We start from the raw sequence: 12,812 nt of genomic DNA, 5'->3' as shown, positions 1-12,812 counted from the left end.
GAAGCCTTACGGGCCACAGAGCCGCCCAGTACATCGGAGGGGCCCCGCGCTCTCCCCGTCTGGAAGACCGACGAATCCCTGCTGAACTGGCTGTCATCCCTCTGACGGTTATGTGGCCCAAACCGCCAAAGCAACCGATACATACCAGCTATCGGCGGCTCGGGCCACATAATCCAGCCGGCCACAGAACTTTGATAACGCCACCGGCATCGGGCGCCGGGTGGGCACCAAGGTCGTGGAGTCAAAACTGTTCGGGGCGTTCAAGCTGCACTACCGGGCAGAATCCCGCTACTGCAACCCGTACTCCGGGCATGAAAAAGGGAACGTGGAAAACGCGGTCGGGTTCCTGCGCCGTAACCTCATGGTTCCCGAACCCGTGGCCTCCAGCCTGCAGGCCTTGAACGAGGTGCTCATGGCCCGGTGCGACGCGTTGGCCACCACCACGCATTACCGCAAGGGCCTGCCCTTGGGCGAGCTGTTCACCCACGACGTTGCCTCATCCCTGGCGTTGCCCGGGGTCGGGTTCGACCCGGTGCGCTACGAATCGCGCAAGGCCGACAAGACCGGGAACCTGCTCATTGACGGGAACACCTACGCCGCCGGGTCCTCCTTCCATGGGCGGATGCTCACCGTGGGGCTGCGCCACGACGTGGTGCAGATCCTCGATGAGCACTCCGAGCCGGTCCGGTCCTTTGACCGGGTGTTCGGCCGGCAGGCCGAGACGATCTTCGACCCCGCGTCTCTGGTTCCGCTGCTGGTGACCAAGCCTGGAGCCTGGAGCCATTCCCCGTTGCGGGCTCTGGTCACCGACCCGGTCCGCGACTGGCTCGATGCCGCGGCGCCCACGGACCGTCGCCGCCTGCTCAACGCGGTGGATGCCGCGTCCGGGTCCGCCGGCTTCGATGCCGCGATGGCCGCCGCCGACACGCTGATCCGGCGCGGAGACACTCCGGACATGGCAGCCCTGGGAATGCTCGCCCGCCGGTTAGCCCACGGCACCGAACCGGCCGCCGCCAACGTGGACTTAAGCGTCTATGACACCTTCACCACCCTGAACACCAGCACCGGAGAAGTCGCATGAACCCGATCACCGTCCAGGACATCCTCGAAGCGGGCAAACATGCCTCACTGACCGGCAGCGTGTTGACCGAATGGGCCGAGAAAGGCACCCCGAAACAGCACGAATACCTGCACGGGGTGCTGCTGGCCGAACACGAATCCCGGCAGGAATCACGCCGCCAGCGGTTGCTGAAATCCGCGAGGCTCCCTGCCCTAAAAACACTCACGGGATTCGACTACACCAGTCTCAGGTTCCCCGAGGACTACGGCCGCGAACCCCTCGAATCCCTGGAGTTCATCAACCGGGCCCAGGACCTGGTTCTCTACGGGGACGTGGGCACCGGCAAAACCCACATGGCCACCGCCCTGGTGGCAGCCGCCTGCCGACAGGGCATCCCAGCCAGGTTCTTCACCACCTCCGCCCTGGTCATGATGCTGCGCAGGGCCAAGGACGAGGACCGGCTGGACAAGGAGCTCGCTTCCCTGGCCAAAAACCAGCTCCTGGCCATCGATGAACTGGGATACCTCCCGATCGATACCGAAGGGGCCAGACTGCTGTTCCAGGTCATCGCCGACGGCTACGAAAAACGCAGCCTCATCATCACCACCAACCTCGAATTCTCCCGCTGGGGAACGGTGTTCGGGGACGACAACATGGCAGCAGCCGTCATCGACCGGCTGGTGCACCACGGGCGCCTGCTGCAATTCCGTGGTGAGTCCTACCGGGTCAAAAATGCCCTGATGAAATAACCAAACAGCTGAAATGGCCTGGAAACGTGCCGAGGTGGCCTGATTCTTAGCGCTGAAATGGCCTACTTAAAGTTGACGAAACACATCCTGGCCCGAACAGACGCCGCGATGCTCGCGCTGCGGACCCCGGCGCCAGGCACCAGCGAAGTCATCATCACCAACACCTGTGCAACGCGGTCACCGCCCCGCTCCTTACCGCCGAAGCCGCACTGGACCAGGCAGAAGCCGCCCACCAGAAGATCCCCGTCAGGGTCCCGTTGGGAGAACTCTCATCCGGCCAACAGGTCCTGGACACCGAGACCAAACTCATCACCCACGCGGTCAGGATGGCTGCCTTCAAACACCGCCACGATCCTCGCCCGGGAGATCCGCACGAACACCGGCTACGCCCGCGCCACCCAGGAAGCCCACACCCTGGCACGCCAGGCGCTCACCGGCAGCGGCGACATCGACACCACCACCCCCGGATACCTCACCATCCGCCTGGACCCGCTCCCCACACACACCACGGGCCACCACGGCAATCCGCAAGCTCTGCCAGCACCTCACCACCACCCAAACCCGCTACCCCGGCACCGGCCTCACCCTGCGCTACGAAATCAAAAACCCCTGACCCCACACGGAATACCTCACCATGTCAGGAGCCCTGGAGCCCCAGAATGTCCTTTTCCCCGTCCAGGGTCACGCCGATCGCGGCGTAGATCGGCCGGTTGGCGACCTGCCCGTCGCGGACCTTGACGACGATGGCGGCGATGAAGATCGCCTCGTAGACCTCATCGAGTGGCCGGTTCTGCCATGCGGCCATCTCCTCAAGCACCCGGTCGGTGATCCGCGAGACCGTCTCCTTCGACACCGACGCACCGTAGATCTCAGCGAAATGCGCACTGATCTCCCCGGTGGTCAGGCCCTCGGCATAGAGCGAGAGGACCATCTCATCGACACCGGTCAGGCGGCGCTGGCGCTTCTTCACAATGACCGGCTCGAACGTGCCTTCCCGGTCCCTCGGCACGTCCACCTCCACCGGGCCGGTGGTCTCCGTCAACACCGTTTTCGGCCGCACCCCGTTGCGGGAGTTCGCGGTCTGCTTCCCCCGCTGTATCGTGCTTTTCATATCCAAGATGCTCGGTCATTTCCTCATCGAGCGCGGTCTCGATCACGGTCTTGGTCAACTGCTTGAGCAGACCGTGCGGACCGGTCAGGGACAGGCCCTGTTCCCTCGCCATTCTGACCAGTTCGCGGGCAGCGTCAGCCTCGGATATTTCTGTCTTCTTCTCAGCGGTTTTCGTACTCGGCACAGCCTCAAGTGTTGCGGCCATATCGGGCTCCTCCCCGCCAGGCTTACCGCCCGGCGTGTCGAGCCGGATACACCGTCATTTCCACAGTCCCATCGCGGAGAGGTTAGCTACTGACCTTTGCCGCACTTTCGCTGCTCTTGAAAATCCAATGACGGTACAGAAGGTAGTTCCAGACTGTAGTCAGGACTGTAGCTGTCACTTTTCCAGCTACGTAGGACCACCCTTTAGAGTCAAAACTTATGACAATCAAATCGCTGACTACGATATTGACGAGCACGAGGAGCAGGTATTTGGCGGCGCTCACCGCGCGGTGATTGGTCGCGCGGAATGTGAACATGCGCTGGAGAAGAAAGTTGAATACCAAGCTGGCTATAAAGGCTATAGGGGTAGCAATCCAAAGGTCGACGCCGACACCTTCGTGGAGAATTGCCAGGATGCCGAGGTCCAAAGCGAAGGACAGTCCGCCAACTATGAGAAACCTGATGACGGGACTCTCCGCGAGAATTCGAAGCAGGCGCCTTAGCCTCGCCGGCAACCATTCCTGAAGCCTGGTTCGTCGTAGGGTTCGTGCGGTTGGACTGCGCATGTGAGTGGTGTCTCCCGGGTAGAACGGAGCATACAAACCTGCCACGGCCGACCTCCACGTATTGTTAAAACTACCATGCAGATATCCACGTCATGCGGGCCGATGGCTAACCGACGGCACCGTTCCTCTCCCAGCAGTCGGCCATCCCCAGTCGTAGTTCTCTTCGTTTCGTGGCTATTGCTCGGGGCCGCGGGCAACATCTGGTCCTTTGCATCACCTCTCATGTCTGCACCGGATGAAACGGCCCACGTGATCAAAGCGGCCGCAGTTACACGGGGTCAATTTTCCGGAGGCAGCTCGGGAGTCCAAGGGGAGTCGCTGACGGTCCAAGTCCCCAAGTACATCGCCGACCTCAGCAACTACAACTGCTTTGCAACTCATCCAGAAATTACTCCTGCCTGCGCCCGGTCCATTGGGGCGGAGAACGGTCTCGTGCCCGCTGAGACATCTGCGGGCAACTACAATCCCGTGTACTATGCGATTGTTGGACTGGGCAGCCACGGATTGACCGGCGAGGCAGCCCTCTACGCGATGCGGCTGATCAGTTCTTGGCTCACAGCGTTTTTCCTTGCCGCAATCTTTTATGCGGCCACATCGATGCGTCGAAGCGCACTCATGGTGGTCGCCTCGACAATCGCAGTCACGCCGGCGGTGCTGTTCCTCACCGGTTCAGTCAACCCGAATGCCTTGGAGATCGGCACGGCCGGAGCGTTTTATATGGGTCTTTGCCTCATGCTCGAACAGCGAACACACCCTCATCTCAACGTGCTTCCCGCAGTTATCGTGACAGCCTCCGGAGTTCTCCTATCAAACACCAGGCCGCTGTCCTTCTTGTGGATCGCTGTGGCACTTGCGGCCGCACTTCTCGGACATAATCTGTCGTCAATTCGCACAGTGCTGGTGACAAAGTCCTTCCAGCTGTCAGCACTAATTGTTGCTTTGTCGTGTCTCTTCGCACTTTGGTGGAGCATTACCGCCAGGAGCCTGGACAGTCTCTTTGCGGTGACGCCGCCAATCCCGGCTGACGAAGCAGCCCTCCTCATGCTGGACCGGACGGTCGGGTATATGCGCGAGTATGTTGGCGTGCTGGGCTCACTCGACACCAATCCTCCGATGGCCGTCGTGTACACATGGGTGCTCGGATTTGGGGCAATGCTCTTGTTGTCGTTCACTGCCCGACCCACCAGGCTCCGCTGGCCAGTTGCTTTGCTCACTGTAGCCCTCGTTGCAATCCCACCTGCTCTTCAGGCCGGCTCCAGCGAAACTATTGGGTGGATCTGGCAGGGCCGTTACGCGCTGGCACTGGTAGTCCTGCTGATTTTAGCTACAGGAGTCGCTGCGCGGTTCCTGCCCTTCAAAGTGACACCATGGTCGACTTCCATCGTCCGTTGGAGCCTAGTGCTCGGTGTCGTCGCACACACCTACCTCCTGCTCGAGGGTCTCCGCCGGTACACCGTTGGGATCCGAGGCGACCACATTAACTGGAGCGAAATGTTCGATCCAGAGTGGCAGCCGCCGTTTTCCTGGCAAGGTCTAACGGTCGCTTACATTGCGGTCCTCTCCGTTGCTGGCGTTTGCCTCTATCGTCTGCTGACAACTCGCCAGACCCCGGCTCTCAGCGGCCGGACTACTTCCGAAAGTTAAGACGAGCGGCGCCCCCACAACAGTGGGGGCGCCGCATTCATGCAATCTGCCTGGGCTCAGCGGTCCAGGCCGAAGGTCTTCCGCCAGGCTTCCATGGAAACCAACTCCGGCAGTGCTGAGCGGTATGCCTCCGCCAATGACTCCCACGACTTATACAAGCGCGCGTGCTGGCTCCCGGCCCGCGCGAGCATGGCCCTCATCTTCCGCGGGTCCCGTTTGTACCATGAGGCCGCTGTCCCCTCCGCATTGGAGACCACAACGGAATCGTAGTGAGCCAGGCGGAACCAGCGATTGTCCACATGGGCTAGGTGGCTTTGCGGCCTTGCCAGGGCTTCTTCGGACGGCCGGCTAACCAGTTGGCGTGCCACCGTTGTCAGGCCCCACTTGACCATGTCCTTCTTGTGGGGCATCCCTATCCGGGACGCGGTGGACGGGCCGCCACCCAATGACGGCGCCGGGAAATCGTCAAGGTCCTCCCGCATCTGGGCGTCGGAGTGTTCGGCCTGCATGCTAATGATATCGGGCAGTTTGGTCGCCAGCGACGGGTGAAGATGCCCCGGCCCCTCGAACAAGTCCGCCATCGCCTTCAGGCGGCTTTCTTCGGTGAAGTACTGCATGGAGACAAGGTGCTTGATGTCGGATTGCAGGGACTCACGGATTACGCCGCCACCTTTGGCGTGCGGGCTGTGTAAGAGCGCCGTGATCAGCCTGTTGCGGCTATGGAAATACGCCTGCCACCCGACGAGGTCGTCCTTGTCAATCCACGAAATATGCCACAAAGCGGCCCCCGGCAGGGACACCGTGCGGATACCTGCCGCCCTGGCGCGAAGGCCATATTCCGAATCGTCCCACTTGAGGAACAGCGGAAGCGGCAGCCCGATTTCCCTGATGACTGACGTCGGGACCAGGCACATCCACCACCCGTTGTAATCAACATCAAAACGGCGATGCATCCACGGTGTCTGCCGAAGGTTCGACACGCTGAAATCGTGGCGCATCTGCATGTCCTGGTGGGGCTGATCAGGCGAAATGCGGTGGGCATCGATGATCTCACCCATCGAATACAAAGTGCTACGGCTGTAGAGGTCGAACATGTGCCCGCCAACAATCGTTGGCGTCTTGCAGTGGGCTGCAAATGACATCAGCCGTGCGATGCTCTCCGGCTCAAGGACGACATCATCGTCCAGCAACAGGACGTAGTCGCTGCCGTTCTCTACGGCCTCGTACATTCCGCGTGCGAATCCGCCGGAGCCGCCCAGGTTGGCCTGCTCAATGATGCGCAGCTTCTCGCCGAGCCGACTGGCCAATTCTTCGAATCCCGGTTGATCAGCGACCTTGTTCGTTCCCTGGTCGACGATCAGTACTTCATGCGCCAGGTCCAGAGCTTCAGGATGATCCGCGAGGATCCGGGCATTTGCAAGGCAAAAGTCCGGCTTGTTCATCGTCGTAACCTGAATTGTCACGCTTTGGGCCGGTCCCGCGGTTTGCGGGCCCTCCCAGCGCGCACGGTCCAGCACCAGATCCTCCTGGCTTGAGGCCAGGTCAAACCAATACCAGCCGCCATCCCCGAATGGCTTCAGCGACAGCAGGAACTCGGTAGAAGATTCCCCTTCGAGCCTCGATCCGTCAACACGCTGAATGGTTCCCCGGGCATTGGACTTGTAGACGGAGATGGTCCCGTGGCCGCGTGTCTCTACGACGAGCCGCACCTCACGGACCTCGGTCCACCGCCGCCAATATCCTGCCGGGAAGGCGTTAAAGTACGTGCCCAACGAGAGCTGCTCCCCCGAACGCACCCTGATCGAGTGCCGGGACATAACGTCGTCAAAGTGCACCTCGCGTGGGCTTGAGCCAACGAGATGGAGTTTATCTTCGGTTCGCTTGGGATTCCGGGCAAACTCGTCGCTCTCCCTAATGCGCACACCCGCTGCCGGGCCGGCGTCGGCGTAGAGCGACATCGTGTCCACGCCTGACTCCGGGGGGAATATCACCCTTTGGAGCGTCGCCCAGCCCGGCGCTTCACTCACGCGTCTACGCCTCCGCTTTCGATCGCTGCGCCGCTTTCAAAGTGCGGACGGATCTTGTTGTCGAACATTGACAGCGCAGACCCAATGGCCATGTGCATGTCGAGGTACTTGTAGGTGCCAAGCCGTCCGCCAAAGAGAACGTCCTTCTCCGCAGCAGCAAGGTCACGGTACTTGAGCAGCCGTTCCCGGTCCGCGGCAGTATTGATCGGGTAGTAAGGCTCGTCGCCCTTTTCGGCGGCACGCGAGAATTCGCGCATGATGACGGTCTTTTCCGTCTGGTACTCCCGCTCGGGGTGGAAGTGACGGGGCTCAATGATCCGCGTGTAGGCCACCTCGGCGTCGTTGTAGTTGACCACCGACGTTCCCTGGAAATCGCCGACGTCGAGCACTTCCTTCTCGAAGTCGATGGTGCGCCACGAGAGGTCGCCCTCGGCGAAATCGAAGTAACGGTCCACCGGACCCGTGTAGATCACGGGGATGTTCCCGACAACCTTGTTCTTGCTGTACTCGTGCGATTCGTCGAAGAAGTCCGTGTTCAATCGGACTTCGATGTTCGGGTGTTCAGCCATCTTTTCGATCCACGCCGTGTAACCGTTCGTGGGAAGGCCCTCGTACTTGTCGTTGAAGTACCGGTTGTCGTAGTTGTAGCGCACCGGGAGGCGGGAGATGATGCCCGCGGGCAGGTCCTTGGGATCGGTCTGCCACTGCTTGCCGGTGTAGTGCTTGATAAACGCCTCATAGAGCGGCCGGCCGATGAGCTGGATGCCCTTGTCGTTCAGGTTCTGCGGATCGGTCCCGGCGAGTTCGCCAGCCTGTTCCTGGATCAGGGCCTGCGCCTGGCCGGGTGTCAGGTTGGCGCGGAAGAACTGGTTGATAGTGGCCAGGTTGATGGGCAGGGAATAGACCTCGCCCTTGTGCACGCCATAGACCTTGTGGACGTAGTTCGTGAAGGTGGTGAACCGGTTCACGTACTCCCATACACGCTCGTTGGAGGTGTGGAACAGGTGGGCGCCGTAGCGGTGCACCTCGATCCCGGTCTGTTCTTCCTTTTCGCTGTACGCGTTCCCACCGATGTGGTGGCGGCGGTCGAGGACGACCACCTTCAAGCCGAGCTCAGTGGCGGCCCGTTCTGCGATTGTCAGGCCGAAAAAGCCAGACCCTACGATGACGAGGTCAGCGGTCACAAAATCTCCTGGTTCGAATGCGGGCAGCGCAATGTTGCGCATTGTCTGCTGCACCAGCCTACCCGAGACCCCATCGTGACCTACTAATCCGGCGCTCCCGCCCTTGTCCACATACTGCACCTCGTCCCACGACACCGGCCTGCCTGACGGCTAGCTTGAAGACAAGCTGACCGTTAGGAGTCTCACATCATGCCGCTGCACTGCACGCTCGTTCGGAGCCCGGGCGCAGCTCTGCGGGAACCACCCGTGGAGCTGACCATCGAGGGTCCACACGGGGCTGCCGGTGCGGAAGTGCAGGCAGCGCTGACGGCAAACTTCGGGACGGGGATTGTGTCTGTCGACAGCCAGAACGTCGCTGAGCTCAGGCTCGGACAGCCTCCGCTTGTCAACGGAGCCACGCTCGTCGACGGGGCGGACCTGACGGCGCGCAGGTCCCGGCAGCGCACCTCCGAGCCTCCGGCGTTACTGGCATTGGCCGTCCACAGCGGTGCCGGCGCGGGGACGGTTGTGCCGCTGCGGCGGGGCACATACACCATCGGCCGGAGCAATGCCGATATTCTCATCCCAGACGCCGACGTTTCGCGGGCCCACGCACACCTGGTGGTCACCGAGACAGCCATCTCGATTGTTGATCTGGACAGCGCCAACGGCACTGATGTGGACGGCGAGCGCGTGCGGAATGCCGTGATTTCGACGGGCTCCACCATTCGTTGCGGCAACTCCACCATGTCGTTGGTGTTCCTTGAGCGTTCGGGTGACGGCCTGGCCGACGCGGGGATGGATGTCCACGAGCCGTTGGTTATCAGCCGGCGCGACGATCCCACGAACCGCGCGGCGCTGCTTCTGACGGCTGTGTTGCCGGTGGTCATTGGCGTGGGGCTTGCCGTCGTGACCGGAATGTGGATGTTCCTGGCTTTCACGGCCGTCTCGGCGATCTCCATCTTGGTGCCGGTGATCGGCGGGCGCCGGCAACGCCGCGAACTCGCTGCCGCGGTCAGGGCCGCGGTCACCCAGGACCAGGAACGACGACGGCGGGCCGCGCCGCCGCTCTCGGACCTGACCATCGGGGATACAACAGGTAGGGACCGTGCCGGGCCGCGCACCAACAAGGGCATCTGGCTGCGGCTGGGCCAGGCAATCCAGCCGGCCAACCTCCGGTTCGAGCCCACGGATCCGGGCCGCGCAATTCCTTCGGCCGGTACACTGCCACTCACGCTCAGTCCGGCCAGACCCCTCACCACCATCCGCGGGCCACGAGCCGCCGTCGACGGGCTGGTGCGCTCACTCCTGATGCAGCTTTCCGGCTATCCGCTGGGCCGGAATACCCGGGTGGTCGTCCATGGCAAGGCGGAGCATCTCCCCCTCGCCGCACGGTATCTGGACGGTGTCACGCTTTCCAGTAACTCAAACACTCTCGGGACCCTGCTCGAACACGGCTTCGGGCCTGCCCATGGACACGGACTGCTCCTCCTTATGGACGGCACGGAGCCCTCGGCCAAGATCACCGCCACGGCATTGGAACACGGGTGGCAGGTCATCCATGCCCCCGAAGACGGGTCAGCGCTGACGAATGCTGACGTGGAACTCGGTGAACGCTTGTCTGTGTTCAATGACGGTGATAACAGCATCCGATTCGCTCCTGATCTGGCGCCCATTGACGTCTTCAACAGGTTTTGCCGTCGACTGGCGCGGGAGGCAAACCAGCCAGTCGGTGCGGGACGGTCCATCCCCACGTCCTGCCGGCTCGCAGAGCTGCTCCCCCACTCCACGCCCGAAACATCCAGGCGATGGTCAGCAAACAACAGCTTGCCCGGGCTTGCCGTTCCCATCGGGCGCGGTCTTGAGGGTCTACGGACACTCGATCTCCAAAACGACGGACCCCACCTGCTGGTCGCCGGGACCACCGGCTCAGGAAAATCCGAACTCCTGCGCAGCCTCACTGTTGCTCTCGCCCTCAGCTACGCGCCGGACCGCATCAACTTCCTCTTTGTGGATTTCAAGGGCGGCTCCGGACTCGGCCCCCTGACCGGGCTCCCGCACTGTGTGGGTATGCTCACCGACCTGAGCAGCCATGAGCTCGAACGCGCCCTGCAGTCCCTCCGCGCCGAGATCAAATTCCGGGAACAGAGCCTGGCGGCAGTTCAGGCACCGGACCTGACGTCATTCCGGGCAACGTCGGCGGGGCGCGCGTCGCCGCTCCCCCATCTTGTAATTGTCATAGATGAATTCCGGATGCTGGTGGAGGATGCTCCCGAATCGCTCCGGGAATTGATGAGGATCGCCGCCATCGGCCGTTCCCTGGGCATCCACCTGATCATGGCCACACAACGGCCCCAGGGCGCGCTGACGGCCGACATCCGCGCCAACGTCACCACTAGCATCGCGTTGCGCGTCCAGTCGGAGATGGAATCCGTGGACATCATAAATTCGAAAGCCGCGGCCGGGATCAGGGTCGATACTCCGGGCCGGGCTTACCTGGCCCGCGGAACGGAGGCTCCGCTGGAGTTTCAGGCCGGATCCCTGACAGCCGGAGCCATCCGGTCCGAACCCGCCGGAATCTCGGTATGGTTGGCCTCCGAGTACATCGATGCCCCTGCAGTGCTGGGGGGTTCCGGATCCGCCAGGCACGAACCGACGCCTGCCGAGGCAACCGCCCCGTTGATAGCTTCCATGTCCGCGTTGTGGGAGACCATGAACCGTCCGGCCATCCGGAAGCCGATTGCTGCGCCGCTCCCCTGTCTCCTCCCCGAACCTGCAGGCTCGTCTACCCCCGGGACCGTAGAAAGCGATGCTGACGACGACGATGGCGCCAGTGACAGGACCAAGGCCGACGCCGGTGCCACCAGATGGTCCGTGACGCTCGGCCTGATGGACCTGCCCGCCGAACAGCGAACCGCACCCTTGATCTGGGAACCTGCCGGCCACGGACACCTGGCCCTTGTTGGCGGACAGGAATCAGGAGTGCCCGAGGCCATCCGGCTGGCAGTCCTCGGCTTGGCATCCCATGCCCGGGAATCCCACTTGTATGTGCTGGACCCGGACAGTTCGTTCGTGGTGTTGGCTTCCCACTGCCGGGTGGGCGCCACGGCAGGACTGCACGAGCTTCGCCGTGCCGTACGCATCCTGGAGCGTCTGGCACGGGAGCAGTCACTCCGGCTGGGACGTCCCGCTGACGACGACATACCGCTCGTGCTCGTGATCGCTGGCTGGGGATCCTGGCTCTCGGCCTTACGTGCCGGGCCGTTGGCGTGGGCCGAGGACGTTCTCCATGACCTTGTCCGGGATGGAAACCGGGCCGGTATCACGGTGATCATCTCGGGACAGCGGGAACTGGTCACTTCCAGGTTCTTCGCAGCCGTACCCAACCGGGTGTACTTCCCGACCGGATCCAGCGACGACAGCCGGATTGCCTGGCCGAAACTGCCTCCGACAGCGCCCGCAGTGGGAAGGGGCGTCGCTGTGGGCGCGCTGTCGGGTGGACGAACTACAGTCTGCCAGTTCCATACGGCTGCCGGCGCTGAGGCCGCAGATCCGGGGGTAGCCCAAGCGCCGGAGCCCTCCCTGCGGCGTCGACCATTCCGAGTGGAGACCCTGCCGGCCGTGGTTCCCGCGGCCCGGATCCTGAACCGGGCGGCCCCTCAGATCCCGGCTGAACTGAAAGGCAGGATCCCACTGGGGCAGCGCGTCCTCCGCATCGGCGTGGGCGGCGACGAACTTGAACCGATATCCGTCCGGGCGCCTGCGGGTGGAGTGCTGGCCGTGCTGGGCGGCCCTTCGTCTGGCAAGTCGTCATTTCTCCGGCTCCTGCCGAGGCTCAACCCTGAAGCAGGACCGTGGCTTATGCCGGAGCAGGACACCGAACCGGGAGCCTACTGGTCCGGGATCCTGCGCCAAGCGACATCCGGCGGTCTGGAACGGAACCCGGTGGCATTGGTTGACGATGCGGACCTATTGCCGCAGGACGTCAACCGCGACCTTGCCGACCTCAACACGCTTGGAATCACGGTGGTGATGACGGCCGGGTACAGCCCGATACTCCCCCAGCGGGTTCCACTGGCGCTCCAGGCACGCAACCTGCGCTGCGGCATCCTGATCGCGCCCCGAACCTTTATGGACGGAGACCTCTTAGGGGTCCGCTTCGAGACGGAACCCAACCCGCCACCGGGACGGAGCGTTCTCATCCAGAACGGCCGCGCCACCGCCGTCCAGCTGGGCTGGGTACCGCCGGATCAGTCGAAGGACGGATTGGCCGCCTAAAGTGCCGGTG

At 62.7% G+C, this 12,812-nt stretch carries 6 protein-coding genes and 2 pseudogenes; 4 read left to right on the top strand and 4 right to left on the bottom strand.

Annotated features, from left to right (window positions below; all coding sequences use genetic code 11):
* Nucleotides 1–190 precede the first annotated feature (190 nt).
* Together NG698_RS07605 and istB are read left to right on the top strand one after the other, a co-directional pair.
* Nucleotides 191–1,081: pseudogene (locus tag NG698_RS07605) on the top strand (transposase); the annotation flags it as partial.
* Nucleotides 1,078–1,809, top strand: a complete 732-nt coding sequence (gene istB, locus NG698_RS07600) for an IS21-like element helper ATPase IstB (protein WP_252609076.1) — start codon at nt 1,078–1,080, stop codon at nt 1,807–1,809. The pseudogene NG698_RS07605 and the gene istB, both read left to right, overlap by 4 nt.
* A gap of 649 nt (nt 1,810–2,458) precedes the next feature.
* Here the strand turns inward: istB and NG698_RS07595 are convergent.
* A pseudogene (locus NG698_RS07595) lies at nt 2,459–3,125 on the bottom strand (IS256 family transposase); the annotation flags it as partial.
* An 82-nt stretch (nt 3,126–3,207) separates the two neighbouring features.
* Entirely contained in the window at nt 3,208–3,690 is a 483-nt protein-coding gene (locus tag NG698_RS07590) for a GtrA family protein (protein WP_252609102.1), read from the bottom strand.
* 75 nt (nt 3,691–3,765) lie between these two features.
* Here NG698_RS07590 and NG698_RS07585 point away from each other — a divergent pair, with 75 nt between their 5' ends.
* A complete protein-coding gene (locus NG698_RS07585) occupies nt 3,766–5,334 on the top strand; it encodes a DUF2142 domain-containing protein (protein ID WP_308293020.1) in 1,569 nt (522 codons plus the stop codon).
* A gap of 56 nt (nt 5,335–5,390) precedes the next feature.
* Here the strand turns inward: NG698_RS07585 and NG698_RS07580 are convergent, their stop codons facing one another.
* Both NG698_RS07580 and glf read right to left on the bottom strand, forming a co-directional pair.
* A complete protein-coding gene (locus NG698_RS07580) occupies nt 5,391–7,292 on the bottom strand; it encodes a glycosyltransferase (protein WP_252609100.1) in 1,902 nt (633 codons plus the stop codon).
* A gap of 65 nt (nt 7,293–7,357) precedes the next feature.
* Entirely contained in the window at nt 7,358–8,545 is a 1,188-nt protein-coding gene (gene glf, locus NG698_RS07575; RefSeq protein WP_252609073.1) for a UDP-galactopyranose mutase, read from the bottom strand.
* A 189-nt stretch (nt 8,546–8,734) separates the two neighbouring features.
* Here glf and NG698_RS07570 point away from each other — a divergent pair, with 189 nt between their 5' ends.
* Nucleotides 8,735–12,802, top strand: coding sequence for an FtsK/SpoIIIE domain-containing protein (locus NG698_RS07570; RefSeq protein WP_252609071.1), 4,068 nt, complete (start codon nt 8,735–8,737; stop codon nt 12,800–12,802).
* Nucleotides 12,803–12,812: the final 10 nt, after the last annotated feature.

Source organism: Pseudarthrobacter raffinosi, assembly GCF_023913735.1.
GTDB lineage: Bacteria > Actinomycetota > Actinomycetes > Actinomycetales > Micrococcaceae > Arthrobacter > Arthrobacter raffinosi.
The sequence above is the reverse complement of the archived record's forward strand: the minus strand, read 5'-3'. Positions and strand labels throughout refer to the sequence as shown.